Source organism: Winogradskyella aquimaris (assembly GCF_042676105.1).
Lineage (GTDB): Bacteria > Bacteroidota > Bacteroidia > Flavobacteriales > Flavobacteriaceae > Winogradskyella > Winogradskyella aquimaris.
In genome coordinates, this window is record NZ_JBHTJQ010000009.1 from 90,875 (window position 1) to 112,084 (window position 21,210).

Annotated in this window: 21 protein-coding genes; 8 read left to right on the top strand and 13 right to left on the bottom strand. The window is 36.8% G+C overall.

All coding sequences use genetic code 11. From position 1 onward, the window contains the following. Positions 1–58 precede the first annotated feature (58 nt). Both ACFQ1K_RS07280 and ACFQ1K_RS07285 read left to right on the top strand, forming a co-directional pair. Positions 59–727, top strand: coding sequence for a hypothetical protein (locus ACFQ1K_RS07280; RefSeq protein WP_320555558.1), 669 nt, complete (start codon positions 59–61; stop codon positions 725–727). Positions 728–855: 128 nt separating this feature from the next. Next, positions 856–1,395, top strand: a complete 540-nt coding sequence (locus ACFQ1K_RS07285) for a hypothetical protein (RefSeq protein ID WP_320555559.1) — start codon at positions 856–858, stop codon at positions 1,393–1,395. Between the two features lie 15 nt (positions 1,396–1,410). Here the strand turns inward: ACFQ1K_RS07285 and ACFQ1K_RS07290 are convergent, their stop codons facing one another. The 4 genes from ACFQ1K_RS07290 to ACFQ1K_RS07305 form a co-directional block, all read right to left on the bottom strand. Continuing rightward, positions 1,411–2,097, bottom strand: coding sequence for a peptidoglycan DD-metalloendopeptidase family protein (locus tag ACFQ1K_RS07290; protein ID WP_320555560.1), 687 nt, complete (start codon positions 2,095–2,097; stop codon positions 1,411–1,413). A 98-nt stretch (positions 2,098–2,195) separates the two neighbouring features. Further along, positions 2,196–3,761 carry a hypothetical protein gene (locus ACFQ1K_RS07295; RefSeq protein WP_320555561.1) on the bottom strand — a complete coding sequence of 522 codons (1,566 nt, stop codon included), beginning with the start codon at positions 3,759–3,761 and terminating at the stop codon, positions 2,196–2,198. Positions 3,762–3,841: 80 nt separating this feature from the next. Beyond that, positions 3,842–4,402: a hypothetical protein gene (locus ACFQ1K_RS07300; RefSeq protein ID WP_320555562.1), complete on the bottom strand. Its 561-nt coding sequence runs from the start codon at positions 4,400–4,402 to the stop codon at positions 3,842–3,844. Next, positions 4,386–4,886, bottom strand: a complete 501-nt coding sequence (locus tag ACFQ1K_RS07305; RefSeq protein WP_386134024.1) for an RNA polymerase sigma factor — start codon at positions 4,884–4,886, stop codon at positions 4,386–4,388. The genes ACFQ1K_RS07300 and ACFQ1K_RS07305 overlap by 17 nt, the downstream gene beginning before the upstream one ends. Before the next feature lie 281 nt (positions 4,887–5,167). Here ACFQ1K_RS07305 and ACFQ1K_RS07310 point away from each other — a divergent pair, with 281 nt between their 5' ends. The 5 genes from ACFQ1K_RS07310 to ACFQ1K_RS07330 all read left to right on the top strand — a co-directional run bounded on the left by ACFQ1K_RS07310 (position 5,168) and on the right by ACFQ1K_RS07330 (position 9,856). Next, positions 5,168–5,731, top strand: a complete 564-nt coding sequence (locus ACFQ1K_RS07310) for a DUF2911 domain-containing protein (protein ID WP_320555563.1) — start codon at positions 5,168–5,170, stop codon at positions 5,729–5,731. 11 nt (positions 5,732–5,742) lie between these two features. Then, complete coding sequence (meaB, locus tag ACFQ1K_RS07315; protein WP_320555564.1) at positions 5,743–6,828, top strand: methylmalonyl Co-A mutase-associated GTPase MeaB; 1,086 nt, start codon at positions 5,743–5,745, stop codon at positions 6,826–6,828. Positions 6,829–6,907: 79 nt separating this feature from the next. Beyond that, entirely contained in the window at positions 6,908–7,624 is a 717-nt protein-coding gene (locus ACFQ1K_RS07320; protein WP_320555565.1) for a glycosyltransferase, read from the top strand. Next, on the top strand, positions 7,621–8,244 hold the full coding sequence (locus tag ACFQ1K_RS07325) for a lipid-A-disaccharide synthase N-terminal domain-containing protein (protein ID WP_320555566.1): 624 nt from the start codon (positions 7,621–7,623) through the stop codon (positions 8,242–8,244). Before ACFQ1K_RS07320 ends, ACFQ1K_RS07325 begins: the two co-directional genes overlap by 4 nt. Then, positions 8,237–9,856 (top strand): ArnT family glycosyltransferase, encoded by a 1,620-nt coding sequence (locus ACFQ1K_RS07330; protein ID WP_320555567.1) that lies wholly within the window; start codon positions 8,237–8,239, stop codon positions 9,854–9,856. The genes ACFQ1K_RS07325 and ACFQ1K_RS07330 overlap by 8 nt, the downstream gene beginning before the upstream one ends. On the opposite strand, the gene ACFQ1K_RS07335 is transcribed toward ACFQ1K_RS07330, so the two are convergent. From ACFQ1K_RS07335 to ACFQ1K_RS07370, 8 genes are all read right to left on the bottom strand, one after another. Further along, positions 9,843–10,415, bottom strand: a complete 573-nt coding sequence (locus tag ACFQ1K_RS07335) for a phosphatase PAP2 family protein (RefSeq protein ID WP_320555568.1) — start codon at positions 10,413–10,415, stop codon at positions 9,843–9,845. The two genes, ACFQ1K_RS07330 and ACFQ1K_RS07335, sit on opposite strands and share 14 nt — an antisense overlap. Continuing rightward, positions 10,415–10,645, bottom strand: a complete 231-nt coding sequence (locus ACFQ1K_RS07340; protein ID WP_320555569.1) for a hypothetical protein — start codon at positions 10,643–10,645, stop codon at positions 10,415–10,417. Before ACFQ1K_RS07340 ends, ACFQ1K_RS07335 begins: the two co-directional genes overlap by 1 nt. A 119-nt stretch (positions 10,646–10,764) precedes the next feature. Beyond that, positions 10,765–12,150 (bottom strand): MATE family efflux transporter, encoded by a 1,386-nt coding sequence (locus tag ACFQ1K_RS07345; RefSeq protein ID WP_320555570.1) that lies wholly within the window; start codon positions 12,148–12,150, stop codon positions 10,765–10,767. A gap of 176 nt (positions 12,151–12,326) precedes the next feature. After that, a complete protein-coding gene (locus ACFQ1K_RS07350) occupies positions 12,327–12,635 on the bottom strand; it encodes a hypothetical protein (RefSeq protein ID WP_320555571.1) in 309 nt (102 codons plus the stop codon). A gap of 360 nt (positions 12,636–12,995) precedes the next feature. Beyond that, positions 12,996–13,937 (bottom strand): NAD(P)H-dependent flavin oxidoreductase, encoded by a 942-nt coding sequence (locus tag ACFQ1K_RS07355; protein WP_320555572.1) that lies wholly within the window; start codon positions 13,935–13,937, stop codon positions 12,996–12,998. A gap of 116 nt (positions 13,938–14,053) precedes the next feature. Then, positions 14,054–15,664: a S8 family serine peptidase gene (locus ACFQ1K_RS07360; protein ID WP_320555573.1), complete on the bottom strand. Its 1,611-nt coding sequence runs from the start codon at positions 15,662–15,664 to the stop codon at positions 14,054–14,056. Positions 15,665–15,763: 99 nt separating this feature from the next. Next, positions 15,764–16,951 (bottom strand): tRNA 2-thiouridine(34) synthase MnmA, encoded by a 1,188-nt coding sequence (gene mnmA, locus ACFQ1K_RS07365; RefSeq protein WP_320555574.1) that lies wholly within the window; start codon positions 16,949–16,951, stop codon positions 15,764–15,766. A 141-nt stretch (positions 16,952–17,092) separates the two neighbouring features. Continuing rightward, positions 17,093–17,803 carry a toxin-antitoxin system YwqK family antitoxin gene (locus ACFQ1K_RS07370; protein ID WP_320555575.1) on the bottom strand — a complete coding sequence of 237 codons (711 nt, stop codon included), beginning with the start codon at positions 17,801–17,803 and terminating at the stop codon, positions 17,093–17,095. A 67-nt stretch (positions 17,804–17,870) separates the two neighbouring features. Here ACFQ1K_RS07370 and ACFQ1K_RS07375 point away from each other — a divergent pair, with 67 nt between their 5' ends. Continuing rightward, complete coding sequence (locus ACFQ1K_RS07375; protein ID WP_320555576.1) at positions 17,871–18,881, top strand: fasciclin domain-containing protein; 1,011 nt, start codon at positions 17,871–17,873, stop codon at positions 18,879–18,881. A gap of 418 nt (positions 18,882–19,299) precedes the next feature. On the opposite strand, the gene yidC is transcribed toward ACFQ1K_RS07375, so the two are convergent. Beyond that, positions 19,300–21,204: a membrane protein insertase YidC gene (yidC, locus tag ACFQ1K_RS07380; protein ID WP_320555577.1), complete on the bottom strand. Its 1,905-nt coding sequence runs from the start codon at positions 21,202–21,204 to the stop codon at positions 19,300–19,302. Positions 21,205–21,210: the final 6 nt, after the last annotated feature.

The window sequence follows — 21,210 nt, forward strand, 5'->3', positions numbered from 1 at the left end:
TCAGGATTTTTTTGTACTTTTAAGTAGAACATAGGTTAAAACATCAATGCCACTATATATGAAACGAATCATCAAAATAGGTCTTCTTGCCACAATATTAGTAGCCTGCAACTCATCGGATAAATCAAAAAAAGAAGAAGTAGGGTCCAAAAAAGAAACTACCATAGAAACCACAACTGAAAAAGAGTATAGCTCTTACGAAGAAATAGACTCTGATGAAGCGCTCGTTGCAACAGCTTTGATGGCCGTTCCTAAAGAAAGTAGAGCTAATTGTAAAGTTATTGGCTATAACATGGCTGGTGATTTTGTAACATTTAGAGAAGGTGACAATCAATATATTGTGCTTGTCGACGATCCAAAAAAAGATGGGTTTAACGCAGCCTGCTATCATAAAGACCTCGAACCTTTCATGGCTAGAGGAAGAGCACTACGCGCCGAAGGTAAATCGGCATCAGAAGTCTTTGACATTAGGGAAGAAGAGGTAAAATCTGGTCAATTAAACATTCCAACTGGGACGACATTACATATTTACTATGGGAAAAAGACCCTTTATAACCCAGAAACTTCAGAGGTTGCAGATGCAAAACTTCGTTATGTGGTCTACATGCCATGGGCAACATCGGAATCAACCGGTTTGCCAGAAGTACCCATAGCTGCCAATCACCCTTGGATTATGAACCCTGGTACACATAGGGCTCATATTATGATTTCGCCAATAAACGAGTAACAATTCGTGTAATTATAGGGTTTTGAATATTTCAAAAAGTTGATTGAAGAAGCTCAATTCTTTTTGTTTTACTGTTTTATTAATTTATTTCTATATTTACAACATAACCTACTTATAATTAATTTATTATGAACCCAAATCTATTACGCATACTAGCATCAATGCTAAGTATAGCATTCGTATCATGTTCTTCAGACGATACAGGTTCCACTCCCGATGAAGCCAATAACGAGTTTACTTTTAATGGCAATACCTATAATTTAATGTCGGCCATAATTGTAGATGAAAACACCACCAACAGTGACCCAGGCGATATAAGCATTAGTCTTTTTAATAAAACCAGCGCTGAGATTACTGGCAATACTGATTTGAGCGATATTAGTTATGTCAACTTTAAAATCATAGATACAAACATTCAGAATACAACTTACAGTCAAATCGACAATTACGACATCTCTATCAATAGTAGTATAGTAAATAGTGAATTTAGTCCTGGTACGGTCTTACTGGCAGATGACGATTCACAATCTGATGTGTATGCCCAGTCTGGCTCTGTAACAGTCACCAACTTTACACAGTTTAATATTGTGTTTACATTTACCTTTACCAGAAATGATGGACAGGTAATTACTGGTAGCTACGATGGAAATTATTTTATGCCCAACTAGCATAAAAATGATGTGTCAGATCAATTTTAAAAGGAAATTAGGATCTGGGCAATTGGTTTTGTAAAACTCCAAATCTTGTTGATTACTCACGCCAGGATAATCGCCATAGTAATCCTGAATATCCTTGATGATCTGAAAGTGCAAATGCGGCGCATAATCGCCATTAACCTCAGCAGTGCCCAAGGTTGCAATTTTATCACCTTGCTTTAATTCTGCTCCAACCTTTAGATTACTGATGGACTCTAAGCTTAAATGACCATATAAGGTATAAAATGTTTCGCCCTTAATATTATGCCTTAAAATTATCGTTGGTCCGTAATCACCATAATTAGTGTTGTTTTTAAAGCTGTGAACTGTTCCACTTAAAGGAGTATAAATAGCTGTATTAGCTTCTATCCAAAGGTCCAATCCAAGATGTATATTGCGTACTTCTTCCGGTTTAGTTGTATTAAAATAAGCACTTCTATTGTATATTCCACGATGTTCTAAATAACCACCAAAGGCAACTTTAGCATTATGGATTTTTAAATGATTCCAAATATAACCTTCTAATGCTGTAGATGAGGAAACATCAATATCATCTAATTCTTTATTATAAACTGATAAATCTAATGAAACGTAAGCATTGTTAGAAACCTTAGTATCAATTAAGGGCTGTATATCAAGTGAGGTAATAAATTCTTCAAAAGAAGATAAGGCCATAAAACATAAAATTTCCACAAAAATAAGAATCTATTTCAATGGAAAACAGGAAGAAAAAATTTGAATGTAACCTTTAGATAATGAACGACCTAAAGGGATTAATTCATGATGATATTACTAAACTTAGCGTTAACGACAATATTTCTATCCGAAATCTCGCCTTCAGGGTAGTTTCTTATTGTCTTTTGAGACGTCACTTTATTATTAAACTTAGAACGATTGCCCTTAAAATACATACTGTAATCTACATTTTGAGGTAGATTCACAAAGGCATCACTATTCTCTAAAACCAAATTGAGATTCTTAAACGTCTCCGTAAGATTGGAAATGGTCAAGTCACCAAAACTTCCATCTATAACTCCAGTTTCGGTAAGCGTTTCAATATTAATATTGGAAGACTTAGCATTTAGTACAAGATTTTTTACATTTTTAATCTGTGCCTTATCTACATAATTTAAATTTAAGGTTCCTAAATTCCATGAGTTAATTACAACTGGTGAATAAGATACATTGATGGAGGTGTTTCCTCCATCAATGTTGTCTGCTACCAAAAAAGCATGTGATATATCTCCTTGTAAGTCATAAATAACCGAAGAAATTTTAAGCTCACCATGGCGTATATTGGTTTTTAATTTTGCTTTTTTAGGAATTTTGATCTTAATCACCTTACGTACGTTACTGTTCTTGCCTGATTCTAATTTTCTGGCATATCCAACAGCGGCTTTACGCTCTCGCATTTCCTTTCTTCTTAATTCCATCTCAGCTGCGCGTTCTACCTGACGTTCTCTACGCTCGGCCTGACGTTCCATTAACTCGGCTTGTCTCTCCATTTGTCTTCCAAATCGTTCGCCCCAAGCTTCCATTTTTTGTTCCCATTCCTTACCAAATTTTTCACCAAACTCTTCACCCCATTTCTCCATTTCCTTGGCATATTTTTCACCGAATTCCTCTCCCCATTTCTCCATATCCTTAGCCCATTCTCCTTCAAAACGTTTACCGTACTCTTCACCCCATTTTGCCATCTTCTCTTGATAACCGGACTCAGCAAATTTCTTAGCCCATTCTTCCATGCGTCTTTGGAGTTCTTCGCCACCCTCTTTTTCGTAACGTTTGCTCCACTCATTAAGATAGGACTCACCTTCCTTTCGATATCTATCATAATCAAACTTAATGGTATTGATACCTTTTGGCAACTCAGGAAGTTCTGGGAACTCCGGCATTTCAGGTAATTTTGGCATCTTAGGTAGGATTCCCATTTCAGGCATTTCAGGTATTACAATAACATCTGGAATTTCTGGGAAATCGGCTAACTCAAACTCCAAATCCTTCATGAGATCTGAATAGTCACCTTCTCTCAACAAGCCAATAGCTCTTGCGCCATGTGATGAAATCACAACTTTATTAGTAGAGGCATCTACTTTTAAGTTCCAAGCCTCAAGTGCTTTCTCCAGCTCTGCCTCGGTGAGTTTATCGCTTTCTAAATAGGCTTCAATCTCCACTATATCTCTATTCCAAGTATCAATTTCGATTTCGGCATAACTGGTGTTTAAGTCTATAACAACATCCTTATCTACTTTAATGGATTGTGATACTTTACTTAACTTTTTTTGTGCATAACCAAATGTGGTTAATAAGCACAAGACTAAAATTCTAACGGTGTTCATGATTTTTTTAATTTAACTGTTCGTTTTTTGATTGTATCCATCTCTTTAGCAAAGATGAACTTTGATTAATTTATAATTGATTACGTAATTTCCTGTTCAAATGCATCGTCATTAAATTCCTCTAATTTATCCTTAAGGCGCATCACAAGGTTTAACCTTAGCTTAAGGTTTTCTATAAGAGCATCTAATGTTATTGAGTTTGGTCCATTTTCATTCAACTCTTCTAGCAATTTATCGTATTCCTTATTTAACTCTTGAAGTCTTAGGACATAGCCGTCAAATAATTCCTTATTTTGAGGGGTGAGTTCTACTTTAGACAATTCTAAATTGATACTTGCCAAATAATAGTCTTCTACCTTTTTTAAATCTGGTGATACATCACCTAGGGTTTTTAAGTTCGTATTTTCAACTTCAACAGGTTCTACAGGAGAAGTTTTAAAAAACTGATATGCACCAAAACTTAAACCTAGTAAGATAACGACACTCGCGGCAATGTTTAAAAACCCAAACCCACTCGATTTGTTTTCTACAGGCATGGCCTTATCTAACTTTTCTAAAAAGCGTGCTTCATGACCCTCAGACATTTTAGCGTTCTGAGTTAGCTTATCTTTTTCGAATAAATTTCTAAGATCTTGTGCCATTTTTTACTTTTTTTAATTGGGTTTGCAACTTTTGTTTTCCTCTAGATAACTGCGTTCTTGAGGCCACTTCAGAAATATTTAATATCTCCGAAATTTCTTTATGATCGTAACCCTCAATAAGATAGAGCATTACAACATATTTATATTTTTCAGGCAGTTCTTCAATGGCCGCCTTTACGGTCTCTAAAGTTATCTCATCATCTACCGACCATTCGTTATTATCTTCATTGGTCGCCACAACATTTAGATGATGGTCTTCCAATTCAATTATTCGCTGTCTTTTGGATTTCAAAACATCAATACAGCGATTCACTACGATGCGCTTTAACCACGCGCCAAAACTAACTTCAGCTCTATATTGATCTAGTTTTGAAAACGCCTTTATAAAGGCCTCCTGTACTATATCTTCAGCTTCCATCGTATCCTTAACAAAACGAAGAGCAACGATTAACATACCATCACAGTATTGATTGTACAATTGCATTTGCGCTTGCCTGTCATTCTGTTTGCATTTTTCAACAATATGAATCTGAAACGTATTGATGACTAATTGGTTTTGGTTTTCTTGATTGGTTTCATTCTAAAGACGACACATTTTTTTAAGTGTTGCAAAAACTTTTAATTTTTTTTGATTTTATAAGATTTGCTTAAAATTCTGCGTTCTGTTCTATAAATTTAGGGAATTGAATTATCTTTAAGTTTTGAAATCGCTGAAACCTATTCGGCACCTATCAAATAGTTAAAACTGCTTAAGAAAAATTGACTATGCTAAAACGCATTCTTATTATATTGTCTGTAATTGCCTTAGGTCTATTACTCTACTCTGTTTTTATAGAAAATATTTTTGCACCCAGGCTCAGTCCAAAAGACACTGCTAAAATTACCCTTAATGATTTAAACCTTAAGGTGGAATACAACAGACCCTCAAAACGCGAGCGTGATATTTTTGGGGCCTTGGTTCCTTTTAATAAAGTATGGAGAACAGGCGCAAACGAAGCCACCACGTTTGAAACCAACAAGGACTTAATGATTGATGGTATGCTACTTAAGAAAGGAAAATATACCTTATGGACGGTTCCTATGGAAAATTCATGGAAGGTAATGTTCAATACCAAGCAATACGAATGGGGAGTTAATGAGAAGATGGAACCCATGTGGGATCCAAATTACGATGCCATTGAAATTGAAGTTACAAAACAAGATATAGATGAAATTGTAGAAAAATTTACCATTGCCTTTGACAACAAAACTGGTAACCTTAAACTTACCATGGCTTGGGATCAAACCTTAATTGAAATTCCAATGCAGACCTATCCTCACAAATACTAACCCTATACTAATTGGCAAAAAAGGAGGACACATATAAATCTGCATTACATGAACAGGATGGTATCGACCCACCTAATACGCTTAGTGTCAATTCTGCAAAATTCATCAAAGACAAGCGCAAAAAACAACCCTCGGTTGATGATTTGGTAAAGGGTATTATAACAGGAAATATTACCGACCTAAGCAGAGCCATTACGTTAGTAGAAAGCACAAATGCAGATCACTCCCAAAAAGCCCACGATATCATCACAGCCTGTTTACCCTATGCTAACAAATCAGTAAGAATTGGTATTACCGGAGTTCCTGGCGTGGGTAAAAGCACTTTTATCGAGGCTTTCGGTAGTTATTTAACTAGCATAGGAAAAAAAGTAGCTGTTCTTGCCGTAGATCCTAGCAGTAGTTTAAGTAAAGGCAGTATTCTTGGTGATAAAACGAGGATGGAAGATTTGGTAAAAGATAAAAATGCTTTTATTCGTCCTTCTCCTTCTGGAGATTCACTCGGTGGTGTCGCCAGAAAGACAAGGGAAACTATCATTCTTTGCGAGGCTTCAGGTTTTGACACCATTATTATAGAAACTGTTGGTGTTGGGCAAAGTGAAACTGCTGTACACAGCATGGTCGATTTCTTCTTACTTCTTAAACTTGCTGGCGCTGGTGATGAATTACAAGGTATCAAGCGAGGTATCATAGAAATGGCAGATGCCATTGTGATCAATAAAGCCGATGGAGATAACCTTAAAGCTGCTAAATCTGCTAAAGTCGAATTCAACAGAGCGTTGCATCTTTATCCTGAAAAAGCCTCTGGTTGGTCACCAAAAGTATCACTATGTAGTGCCTTGAAACAAGAAGGGGTTTCTGACGTTTGGAATTTGATACAAGAGTATCTTAAAACCACATCGAACAACCATTATTTTGAACATAATAGAAATAACCAAAACAAATTTTGGTTGCTTCAAACCATAGAAGAACGTCTAAAGTCTGACTTCTACAAATCTGAAAAAATAAAAAAAGAACTTCCCACACAGATTCAATTAGTAGAAGAAGGAAAAACAACTCCTTTTGCTGCAGCTGAATATTTGCTTAAACTTTCTAATTGATTGAAAATGCCTTAATACACTTAGGTTTTCTCCGTAATACTAAAAAAGCATACTTTTGTGCCAGTAATTCTAACAATAAATGAACTACAAGTTAACCATCATAGTACCTGTTTATAATGAAGAGGAAAACCTTGAGCGTGTGGAAAAAGAGCTTTCAAGTTACTTAAAAATAGCCACAGTACCCACCGCTGTATTGTTTGTAAATGATGGTTCAAAAGACAAAAGCCAAACCATGATCGAGGCTATTTGTAATCGTAATGACGCTTTTGATTTTGTGCTTTTTAAAGAGAATCGTGGTTTAAGCGCAGCTATAAAAGCAGGCTTTGATTATGCAGATACTGAACTTGTTGGCTACATAGATTCTGACTTACAAACCTCACCTGAGGATTTCAATATTTTACTAGAGCATATTGACCAAAATGAACTGGTAACAGGCGTCCGTGCCGACCGAAAAGATTCATTTGTTAAAAATATGTCCTCTAAAATCGCCAATGGTATCAGACGTGCTTTTACCAAAGATGGTATGGATGACACGGGTTGCCCTCTTAAAATCATCAAAACGGACTATGCCAAACGCATTCCAATGTTTAGAGGTTTACATCGTTTTTTACCAGCCATGATTATGCTACAAAATGGTAGGGTAACCCAAGTGCCTGTGCGCCATTTTCCCAGAATAGCAGGCACTGCTAAATTTGGGGTCTGGAATCGACTACTTGGTCCTTTAATGGATTGCTTCGCTTATTTATGGATGAAGAAAAAATACATCAACTACGACGTTGCTAAAACCAGCAAATGAAAGACTGGATTATTTATAGCATAGGTTTTTTTGCACAGATCTTGTTTTCGTCACGATTACTTATACAATGGGTAACCTCAGAAAAACAACGCAAGGTCATTACACCTACCACGTTTTGGACCCTAAGCTTATTTGCTTCCTTTTTACTATTTATCTACGGTTATTTACGTTTGGATTTTGCGATAATGTTGGGACAAAGTTTAACCTATTTCATCTATATCCGAAATCTACAGTTGCAAGGCCAATGGCAAAAATTTCCAAAGCTGGTCCAAATCTTATTATTCATAGTTCCTGTTCTTATTGTTATATTCTATTATAATAATAACAAGATAGATATTGAACTGTTGTTTAAAAATGAAGCCATACCCACCTGGCTGCTTGTTTTGGGTATCATAGCCCAGGTGATATTCACCCTACGTTTTGTGTACCAATGGCTTCATGCGGAAAAACATAAAGAATCATCTCTGCCCATGGGTTTTTGGGTTTTGAGCTTAATAGGTGCTTCATTAATCTTAACCTATGCCATCATCAGAAAAGATCCAGTACTCTTTGTGGGTCACCTCTTTGGTATGATGATTTATGCTAGGAATGCTTATCTTATTAGACAAAACAATGATTAAGCTCATAGAAAAATATCCCATTGCCAGCCTTTTACTATTTGTAATAGTCATGTTAGGGTTTACTATTGATGTGATTCCGGTAAGTATTATGGAAGCCCGAAATTTTATTTCGGCAAGGGAAATGCTTACGGATGATAACTGGATTTTGACTACCATGAATGGTGAGGCTCGCTATGAAAAACCGCCACTACCAACCTGGATAACCGCATTTTTTGGAATGCTTTTCGGAATAAAATCCGTGTTGGCTTTACGTTGGCCTGCCCTGTTGTTTTTAGCGAGTATCGGAATTTCTATTTATTTGATTTCTAAAAAACTGGAGTTGACTAAATCTCATAGCCTAATCAATGGGTTTATTGTGTTGAGTTCCTTCTATGTTATTGGTATTACCATAGAAGCACCTTGGGACATTTACACCCATGGATTTATGCTCATGGCATTGGTTCAGCTGTTCATAATGTTGAAACAACAAAAAACCAGCCTTCTTAATAGCCTACTATTTGTGCTGTTTATTGCAGGTTCGGTACTGTCAAAAGGTCCTGTATCCTTGTATGTACTGTTTTTGTCCTTTGTGATTGCTTATGTTATTGCACTTAAACCAAAAGGCAATCTGTTGCACTTCTTAAAACTCTTGAGTTTATTGGTATTCGGAATCGTGCTAGGAGGTTGGTGGTACATGCACGTTAGAATCGCAGATCCTGAAACCTTTGCGGCTATTGCGGCTAAAGAAACATCAAATTGGAGCAGCTACAATGTACGTCCGTTTTATTACTACTGGAGTTTTTTTGTGCAAAGTGGATTGTGGACCATTCCTGCATTTATCAGCTTGTTGTATCCTTACTTAAAATCGCGCGTATCCAATCTAAAAGCCTATCGTTTTAGTTTTTTCTGGACGATCATTGCCGTTATTCTTTTATCTATTATCCCAGAAAAGAAATCGCGTTACCTCATGCCAGTCCTAATTCCGTTAGCTATTAATATCGGATTTTATATAGAGTATCTGATCCGAGAGTTTAAAAACTTAAAAGACCGGCGCGAAACATTTCCAGTGTACTTTCATTTTGGTTTAATAGGCATGATTGGCATACTGTTTTGGATGTCTGAATTTTTTATCGGTTCCTTTATTTTTAGTGATTTTATAATTCGTTATATCATTACATCTATTGTGTTGATTAGCATCGGTGCTTTTATCATTCAGTACTTAAGAAAAAAAGATATTAAAATCGTGTTTTATTTAAGTATCGCCTTAATGCTGAGTATTGGACTGTTTGCTTTACCACTAGTAAAACGAAATATTCAAAACGATTACAAACCCGTTTCAGAATTACAAGACCAAAAACTCAATCTATACCATCTAGACTATGTGGCTCCAGAAATGATTTATAACTATGGTGATAAAATACCGAGTATTAAAGCTGAAGAAGGCTACAATATCCCAATCGAAACATCCTTTCATTTACTGACCAGAACAACAAAACCCGATACAATTGAAGTCCTTTCAAAATTGTATAAGATGGAATTTATAGACACCTATGACCTCAATCGTGCCTCCAAAGATTCGAGAGCCTATAATAAGCGTTTGGTCAATCAGTTGTATAAACTTACTCTGAAATAAATCGTTTTAAAACATATTTGTTTAGCTTATAAAACCCAAAGCCCGCTAGTGCTCCAAAGGTCATTCCTGCTAAAATATCTATAGGAAAATGTACACCGACATAGATACGACTATAGGCCACAATAAACGCCCAAAACAGCAGTATAAAAATGAGGTTTTTAAAGTAAGGACGTAAAACCAATCCACCAAAAACAGCAGCTGCCATGGAGTTAGACGCATGGCCAGAGAAAAAACTGCGATTGCTACTACAGCGCTCAGCTATAAACCGAATACTGTCCTTAATCTCGTCGCAAGCACAAGGTCTAAACCGCAACACCGAACGCTTCACCAGATTAGTAGTCTGATCCGTAAATAAAATCATTAAGGCGATAGTCACAATGATAAACAGTAAAGCCTTCCAACCTAATTTTCTATAGATTAAAAACAGTAATAATGCGTATAATGGCGCAAAGGTAAACTCGTGAGTTATGGCCAACCAAAGGTCGTCCCAAGTTGGCGAGCCAAGACCATTGAGATATACAAAAAGATCGGTATCTAAATCTAAAAGTTTGTCTAGCATTAGTTGTCGTCGTAACGTGCTACTTCCCTATCGTAAAACTCGGTCGCTTGTCTGATGTAGTTTTCGGTTTCAGTTTCAAGTTCCTTTTGATCGTGTTGGTCAAATTCTTCAAACCACTCTACCTCATCATTTTCAAGATTAATGATGAATCTTGGAAACTCAGTATGAATGATGAATATAGCATCAGGATAATCCGTGTTATCTCCTAATATGAATTTAGGTAACTCCATAGGTTAAAGGTTTGAAGTTTATAAAGAGACTTAAGTTTTACTTTTTCTTGGAACAAAAATAGGTAAAAGTTAAAAGTTTGAAGTATTTAGAGTGCTTTAAGTTATCATTATCTCAAACGTCATGTGCTTAAGGCACTTTTTTCTATCAATTTCTTCGTCAAATAACGAAATCGAATAAAGAGTAATACTGCCGCAGCACTCAAGCCCGCCAACAGACCGATCCAAATGCCAAGACTACCATACACCTCTTCTTTACCTAAGAAATAACTAATCGGAAATCCAATGACCCAATACGATACAAACGTAATGATGGTCGGAATCTTTACATCCTGCAACCCTCGCAATGCCCCAAGGGCAATGACTTGTAAACTATCACTAATCTGAAACACAGCCGATGCCAATAATAAGGTGGCTGCAATTTTTACCACCTCAGCCGTATCCATAGCATTGACAGGATCGTCTAAATCCACATACAAATCGGGAAGTACTTTATGGAATACCACAAACAACAAAGCAAAAAGCACCGCAAATATAAACCCAACCAAAAAGATGGATTCTGCTATACGCTTTAAGTTTTTATAATCCTTTAACCCTTTTTGATTACCGACACGCACCATGGCTGCCACACTTAAACCCATAGCTACCATAAAGGTCATAGATGATAAGTTGAGTGCTATTTGATTGGCCGCCTGTGCATTTTTGCCCAATAAGCCACTAAGCCAAATAGCCGCCGTAAAAATGGCTACCTCAAAGAACATCTGCATGGCACTGGGCAAGCCCAAATTGGTGAGTTTTTTGATGGGTTGTTTGCTGAGTTTAAAGAATTTAATATTGGTAACATAAGCTTTAGACCGTTTACGCTTTGCCAATAGCCACCATAAGAAAAACAACATCACAAAGCGCGAAACCAAAGTGCCAACAGCTGCACCAACAATACCCATTTGCGGAAAGCCCAATTTCCCAAAAATAAGCACATAGTTAATGGCTACGTTTAGAATATTAGCTACCAACGTGGCATACATTGGGTATTTGGTTAAGGACATGCCATCGCTAAACTGCTTAAACGCCTGAAACACAATAAGCGGCAGTAATGAAAAAGCCACCAAATCCAAGTACGGAATGGCAAGCTTTACGACTTCCTCTGGCTGGTCCATGACATACATTAAAGGTTTGGAGAGCAGTACTAACAAAAACAGCAGGATCCCCAAAACCGTACACAAAAAAAAGCCATGTTTAAAAGCCGATTTCCCTTTGACGAAATTTTGCTCGGTGTCTGCCTCCGCCACCAAAGGCGTGATAGCTGTAGAAAAGCCAATGCCCAAAGACATGGCAATAAAAATGAAGCTATTTCCCAAAGACACAGCGGCCAACTCTGCCGAGCCCAATTGCCCAACCATCACGTTATCCACAAAGCTCACAAAGGTATGCCCAAGCATGCCTAACATGACGGGAGATGCCAGTTTAAGGTTGTACCGAAATTCTTTGGTATAGTTGCTTAAAACCATTTGGCAAAAGTAGGGCTTCGATTTGAGTTGTACGAATTAAATTTTACAACTGATGTTGAAAGATGACGCTTATCGGTTTGTGTATGGTTAGTTGCGTGTTTCAGCAACTAATTTAATTAAAAATTACAGGCAATAATTCAGCGCGAGGATTTTCCGATGAGGAAATTCAGCCGCAATTAATTATACACGTTGTTGTAAAACGTTTTTTCTTTAAGGGTTTTATTTAATTCTTTAACAAATTCAGTTTTTCGTCCACTTTTTAAATAAATCAAATCCATTTCCCAACCATTATTCAAATTCAAAATTCCATATTCAGGGTTAAAAAACATAGGACCATTGCCATCGTCCGTAGGTTCTGCCAAAACATAAAGGTCAAAATCAGATTTAGATAGATTCTTGTCGGAATAATGCTTTTCTTTTATTAGTTCAAATTCAGTTTCATCAAAGATTAATTGATTTAACTTTTTACGAAACTTAAAACTCATATTCTTTTCACTGTCAGATAAATTTTTATAATGATAAATTATTGAGCTATCGTTAATTTTTTTGGTTAATTCATATTCCATCTCTTTTTCCAAAGAGTCAGCATAAAATTCATAGACAAATCTTTTTTCGATTATCTGTTCATTTTGATTTACAGGAAGCTGGTTCTTTTCAGATTTTAGATTGTCAGTTTTTTTCGAGTTTGAACAACCCAAAATTGAAAATAAAATTACTATGTAGATTGCTTGTCTCAAATGTTTTACAACGTCAAGGATATGAATTCGTTTTAATAATTTATATCCACCGATAAGCGAAGTTCGGGTTTTTAAACCAACAAGTCAATACGTAACATTACGTATTTTTTATAGCGCGGCAACCTGTTGTTTCGCCTCCTCAAACTCAATCATCATGTCTTTTACAATGTCTGCAACGGGTTTAATGTCATGGATCAATCCTGAGATTTGGCCAATTTCTAATTCACCATCGTCCAAATCGCCTTCAAACATCCCACGTTTGGCTCTGGCACGTCCTAATAGTTCTTTGAGCTGCTCTGGTGTTGGTGCAGTTTTGTATAATTCTTGTACCTCATTGTAAAACTTGTTTTTAATCAAGCGCACAGGTGCGAGTTCTTTTAAGGTCAATTGTGTATCACCTTCTTTAGCATCCACCACCACTTGCTTAAACGCTTGGTGTGCCGAGGACTCATCACTTGCCACAAAACGGCTACCTACCTGTACTCCATCAGCTCCCAACACCATACAGGCCAACATGGCTTTACCTGTAGCAATACCTCCCGCAGCAATTAGTGGAATTTTTAATTGCTCTTTTACCATTGGGATTAACGTCAGTGTCGTAGTTTCATCTCTACCATTATGGCCGCCTGCTTCAAAACCTTCAGCCACCACAGCATCCACTCCTGCGTCTTGGGCTTTCAGCGCAAACTTTACACTACTCACCACATGTACCACAGTAACACCACGCTCTTGTAACCAACTGGTCCATGTTTTTGGATTTCCTGCAGAGGTGAACACGATTTTTACATCTTCTTCTACAATGATATCCATAATCTCTTCAATATTGGGATACAGCATGGGAACATTCACCCCAAATGGTTTATCGGTTGCCGCTTTACATTTTTGAATGTGTTCGCGCAACACGTCCGGATACATGGATCCAGCTCCAATTAAACCTAAAATACCTGCGTTACTGGCTGCAGAGGCGAGTCTCCATCCGCTATTCCAGATCATACCTGCTTGGATGATTGGGTATTGTATATTAAAGAGTTCTGTGATTCTGTTGGTCATGGTTTAAAAATTTCCATAAAATTCGTCAATTCGAGTGAATTTCACGAATAGAAATGAGGGAAATTTGTATCAAAAATCTGTCTGCCGTAAAAGGTAGCCTCGAACAGACGAGATGTCTATTCCTTTATAAACTTAAACGTTTTGGAATGATGCTCTGCAGAAACTTTCATTACATAAATTCCAGATGATAAATTCGCCACATTAACATTGGAGACACCTTGGCTTAACTTCAAGGTATGTACTTCCTGACCTAATGAAGTGTAAATGATAATTTTTAGATTATTACTATCAATGGGTGCATTGAATTTTAATTTATCCTTTACTGGATTTGGATAAAAACTAAATGTGCTAAAAGTTTCCTCTTCCACTCCCAATGTTCTTGCCAATGCCAAATCCGGAATACCATAGCCTAAAAAGTCGTCTGGCGTCGCGTATTGTGAGGCGGATTGTCTAACCAAATCCATCACTTCAGTTGGTGAAGCGTCTGGAATGGCCTGCCATAACGAGGCTATCCCTCCACACAATATAGGACCACTGAGTGATGTCCCATTATTTTGCGTAATAGCATTATTTTCGTTGACCACATATGCAGCACCACCACGAGCAACAACATCCGGCTTTTGGTAGCCCACTTGTGCTGCACCACCTTGCGAACTAAAGGCAACATAATCTCCATTGGCATCTACAGCACCAACGGACAATACATCAGGGGAATCAGCTGGTGCACCAACGGTTTGCCAGGCTGTAGCTCCAGAATTTCCTGCACTGACCACCACCAAAAGCCCTTTCTCAACAGCAATGGACGCACCTTTACTAATAAAGGCCGTTTGACCATTCATATCTGCTGGTGTATAACTATAATTTGGATTATCAAATTCTGTATAGCCCAGGGACGTATTGATCAAATCGACACCCAGACTATCGGCACGCTCTGCTGCTTCTACCCAATAGCTTTCCTCAACAGGATTTTCGCTATTGGCATCTTCGGTAATAAACAAATAATAGGATGCATCTGGTGCCGTACCCACAAATTCATCTTGAATGTAGGCTGCCATGGTGCTTAATACTCTAGTCCCATGCGAACTGCTTACATTATCATAAACAGCTTCAGTTCGATTTACAAAATCATAACCATCTAATAAATCACCATTGTCGCGTAGGCGCTGAAAAGCCGTCATGGTATTAACATTTGGAAACCCAGCATCTAAAACCGCTATGGTCATCCCCTCACCCGTAAAATCCGCTAAATGCAAATCGTCTACATTGATCATTTCTACCTGGTTTTGTGTATCTCCATACATAAACACAACACTTTCATCTTCAACATTGGTTTTATCTTCTAGGGCACCAACTCGAGAACCGACATCTAATCCATTATCGGCAAAGTCAATATGGTCTACAAAAGTTAAATTCAGTAATGCCGAAATATCAGTTTCTGTGCCTCTCACATGCACGGCATTAAACCATTTGGATTTTGCCATAACGGTGATTCCTACTTGACTTTTTAAGATTGAAATGTAAGGCTCATGTACTGGCACATCCCTAGAATCTATTGGAATAGCATGGTTTTGTTTTCGATCTATGGCCTTTTGGGTAAGTATGGCTGTGGGATTTGCCAGAGCAGCCGTTTCGTTTGGCTTATCCGTGAGATAAACCCAGGCATCTTCTTGCGCGTTGGCATTTAACGCAACCAAAAGGAAGATAAATATGGTTAAGGATTTGAGCATGAGGTATTCTTTTATGGCAAGTTAAGAATTTGTTCTGAATTCTAAATGACCCTTTAGACCTCTTAATTAAAAGAAAACTTAAACGGACCCTAATTGTTATTATGAAATAACTCCTGAGCCTAATAGTTCTTCGTTATTGTACCAAGCTACAAATTGGCCTTCAGTAATGGCAGATTGTTTGTTTTTAAATTCAACATACAATCCTGAAGCCACTTTATAAAGTGTTGCCTTTTCTAAAGGTTGTCTGTAACGTATTCTTGCCATGACCTCCATAGTCTCACCTTCAGCTAAGGTCAAATCTTCACGAATCCAATGCAACTCTTCGTTAGTTACAAACAAGACATTTCGCAATAATCCTGGATGGTTTTTACCCTGACCAGTATAAATCACATTTTCATCCACATCGGTTTCAATCACAAACAAGGGCTCTTTGGTGCCTCCTACAGCTAATCCTTTGCGTTGTCCTTTAGTAAAGTAATGTGCTCCTTGATGTTTCCCAACTACTTTGCCATCTGAAATGCTATACACTGGCTTTTTGGCAAGGTATTCTAATTCACGTTCCTTTGAGGTAAATCCTGACTGGGTTTGATTGTACACATCCAAATTATCTTCAACTTCAACAATCACACCTTCTTTTGGCTTGAGCTGTTGCTGTAAAAAATCTGGAAGTCTCACTTTTCCAATAAAACATAGGCCTTGCGAGTCCTTTTTCTCGGCAGTGATTAAATCCTGAGCCTTGGCAATTTCCCTTACCTCAGGTTTAGTTAATTCACCTATTGGAAACAACGCTTTTGCCAATTGGTCTTGGGATAACTGGCATAAAAAGTAAGATTGGTCTTTATTGTTGTCCTTACCAGCCAACAACTGATGAATGGTATGGCCGTCTTTTTCAATTGTTGCCTTACGGCAGTAATGACCCGTAGCGACATAATCTGCACCCAAATCCATGGCAATATCCATAAAGACATCGAACTTTATTTCGCGATTGCATAAGACATCTGGATTTGGTGTACGTCCTCTTTCATATTCATTAAACATATAGTCAACTATGCGCTCTTTATATTGAGCACTCAAATCGACCGTTTGAAACGGAATACCTAATTTGTCGGCTACCAACATGGCATCATTGCTATCTTCTAACCAAGGACATTCGTCTGAAATAGTTACGGAATCATCGTGCCAGTTTTTCATAAACAAACCAATAACCTCATAGCCTTGCTCCTTTAATAAATAAGCCGCAACGCTTGAATCTACACCACCTGAAAGTCCTACAATTACTCTTTTCATATTTATAATCCACAAATGTGGAGCTTACTTTTATGTCAAACTGACTTCATTAGTCTGAAAAACTTCGGCAAAATTACAAATAAAAACGGCAATCTTTTGAAGAATGCCGTTCCTTAATTCTATAGCAAAGACCGCTTTGAGCTAATCATATTTTTTAATGACTTTATTATTGGTGTGGTCAATTTCTTTGCTGAGTTTTCCTACTTTGTAATATTTCCATATGCCCGATTTTCTATCGGCTGTATAAGTACCTTCTGAAGTTTTTTTACCTGCACTATCATAGTATATTGTTTTACCGTTAAGCGCACCATTTTTATAAATCGAATGCCTTAGGAGTACTTTGGCTTCCGAATACCATTTAGACTCCCCTTCTAATTCACCTTTTTTATAATGTGCGGTTTCAGCAATAGCTCCGTTATTATAATATACCAATCGCTCACCTTCTAATTGTCCTTTATCATTATAGTTCTCCTCGATCATCTTTACAGAAGAGTTTTTATGATAATAGATCCATTTCCCGACATAACGCTGGCCATTCATTTCACCTTCACTGATTACCTTACCTTTGGACGTGTAGAATTTAACCATTGACAGACTGTCTTTTAGATTGAACACCTTTGTAGCGCTCAAGACACTTTTACCATTAGATAAGGTATAATACTTGAAGGTGTCAACTTCTTTTCCGTGAACAAATTGGCCTTCATAGCGCTTCTGATCGGTCTGATAGTAGTTTTTTGTCCATAAACCGTGACGTTTGCCGTCTTTATCGAACTGATTAACCGATTTTTGAGTATAGGCAAGTGTTAAAGTTATTGTAAAAATAAAAGTGAGATAAACTTTTTGTTTAATCATTTTGTATTTTTGGTTAAACAAACTGAAAATAGTTTGTGCAATGTTGAACAATTAAAAACTCAAAAAAATGAAAATTATTTCAAAAACTCTCAAGTTACTGACAGTATTTGTATTGGTCTTAGGTATAACTGGATGTAGCAGTGATGATGACAACAATGGTTCTGGTGTGCAAACCACTACGGTTGTTGATGTTGCCTTAGCAAATGGATTAACCTCTTTAGCCGCTGCTTTAGAAGCAACCGATTTAGTAACCACATTACAAGGTACTGGTCCTTACACGGTTTTCGCACCTGATAATGATGCGTTTACTGCTTTACTTACCGCTACTGGTTTGGATTTAAACAATTTATCAGCTGCTGAAGAAGCGTTGGTAAGAAACATTTTATTAAACCATGTGATTGTAGGTGAAAATTTATCATCAACTGATTTAATAAACGAAGGATCAGGTTATAGAAACACTGGTGCTACAGGTCCTAATGGCGAAAACTTAAGTTTATATTTCTCAACTTCAGCTGGTGTAGTTATTAATGGACAATCTACTGTTGAAACTCCAGATTTAACAGCTACGAACGGAACAATCCACATCGTTAATACAGTTATTGATTTACCTACGATCGCAACTTTTGCGACTACAAATCCAGCACTTAGCAATTTAGTAGCTGCTTTACAATTAGCTGATACAGGTACACCAACTGTAAATTGGATTGCAACAGTTTCAGGGAATGAAAACGCAAGTTTAGAGCCTTTTACAGTTTTTGCACCAACAAATGATGCGTTTGCTAACTTACTATTAGAGTTAGATCCATCAGGAAACACAGGTCTTGGTGATTTAGACCCAGCTTTAGTAGACTCTGTACTTACTGTACATGTTGTAGCGCAAGCTAATGTTCAGTCGAATCAACTTGGTTCGTTAAGTGGTGTAATACCAACTGTTGGCGGAAATCTAGATTTAAACGGTACTGTCATAACAGATACTAATGATAGAGATATTAACATCTTAGCACCTACATTAGTAGATATTCAAGCCATAAATGGTGTTGTACATGTTGTTGATAGAGTGATTTTACCAACACTATAATAAATAAGAAAAGTCGAGGCTGATTACCTCATTTTTATATTGATTGATTTAGTTAGATGAGAAACCCAGACAGTTGTCTGGGTTTTTTGTTTTAAAACCTATCGGGAAATGTCACATTAATTTATTAATCCTTTTGTAATTGAATAACGTCATGACTCTTGTTTTATTTACTGAGTAGATCCTTAAAAACTATGCTATAGACGCTTATAAACTGACAAATAACATCATCAAATCGAATTGATACTAATACATTAGTAGGTTAAACTATCTTGTCAATTAGAAACAAATCAGCAATTAATAGACTACAACTCTAACTTTAAAAAATTAAAATAGATTAATTAAAAAAGCCAGACTACATCTGGCTTTTTTATTTGTATGGTATAATGATTCTGATTCAAATATAGAATGTCGTTGCAATTTATTTTTGGCGTTTCTGCTGTGCTTGTTTCTGCTGTTCAGCCTGCTCCATCATCTCAGCCATTTTTCTTTGGAATTTGTTTTGCTTTTTAGGCTTGCTCTTACTCACCTCTATTTTGGCTAAAACTTTATTCTCATCAATGATATAGTTCTTAATCACTAACATAATTCCGATACTAATTAGGTTTGAGATGAAGTAATACAAACTTAAACCAGACGCATAGTTATTAAAGAAGATAAGCATTAGTAATGGTGAGAAGTAAATCATATACTTCATCATTTTACTCATATCTGGCATACCTTCTTGAGGTGGTCCCTGCATAGCGGTTTGTTGCCCTGTGGTCATCTTCATGTAGAAGAAAATGGCAATAGCAGCTAATATTGGAAATAACGCCACGTGATCACCATAAAAAGGTATATTAAATGGTAAATCTGCAATGGAATCGTACGAACTTAAATCGTCTGCCCAAAGGAAACTTTTCTGTCTTAAATCGAATGCTGTCGGGAAGAACATAAACAAGGCATAGAATACAGGAATCTGCATTAAACCAGGCAAACAACCACTGAGTGGACTTGCACCTGCTTTACTCTGTAGGGCCATAGTTTCCTGTTGTGCCTTAAGCTTATTGTCTTTGTATTTTTCTCTTATGGCATCTAACTCAGGTTTCAAAATTTTCATTTTTGCCTGAGATAAGAATTGCTTATACTGTACAAAGGATAACATTAACTTTACCAATACAGTCATGACAATAATGGCAATACCATAAGGTAATATACTACTTAACCATCCAAACAATGGAATAAAGAGGGCTTTGTTAATCCAGCCAAAAATACCCCAACCAAAAGGTATACTTTCCTCTAAGCTTTTATCATAGGTTTTTAAAATCTTAGCATCCGTTGGGCCATAGTACAATCCTAAATTCTTATTGACCTCACCACCATTATAAGCTAATGGAATTTTTGAGGTATACAGTTTTGTAAATAACGTATCGACTTCTTCGTCTTCCACTAAATTCTCTGAAGTCAAATCTGCCTTAGAAAATGGACTGTCATTAGCTACTAAAATAGAACTAAAGAAGTGCTGTCTGTATGATAACCATTCTATATCCTCAACGGTTTCGTCATCATCTCCCATTTGAGATAACTTTTCAACACGATCTTCATCATGCATGTAGGTTAATCTGGTATAACGATTTTCATAACTAATACTTTTTGCATGTCTAATACCTTTTTGTTTCCAATCTAAAATGATAGGTTGTGACGTATTAAACTCCCCACTTAAACCTTCCGATTTGATAGAGAAGTCAATCATATAATCGTCTGGCTTTAACTCATAGCGATACTCTAAAAATTCAGTTTCAGAAAATTTGAGTTTCATTGATACAATGGTATTCTCACCACTTTTACTAACACTAGATTGGAAAGGATAATCCATGGTATTACGGGTGCGATTATCCAAAGTACCAAAGGTGATATTGAATGCGCTATTTTGGTCTTTAACCATATAAATAGGCAGAGAATCGAAGGTTACAAACTTTTTGAGTTTCACTTCAGCCAAGTGGCCACCCATTCTACTAAATTTCAAATCAAAAACATCCGTTTCTACGGTTGTAAAGTCTTCACCTGGCAGGGTTAAAGCATAAGCTAAAGAACCTTCCTTACTTTGAAGCGATGCCAACTGAGTAGAATCTAAATCTTTAGTATTGACATAGTCTGAGGCGGTTGTTACTACAGCTTCATTTTGCTTACTAGTCTTTTTTTCTTCTTCAACCTGTTCTTGCTCAGCTTGTTTTTGTGCTTCAATCTCTTCTGGTGAAGGTGCATTTTGGTACATCATATATACCAAAATCCCGAAAATGAGGATAAATCCAATAATTGAATTAATATCGAGTTTCTTTTCTTCCATAATTTT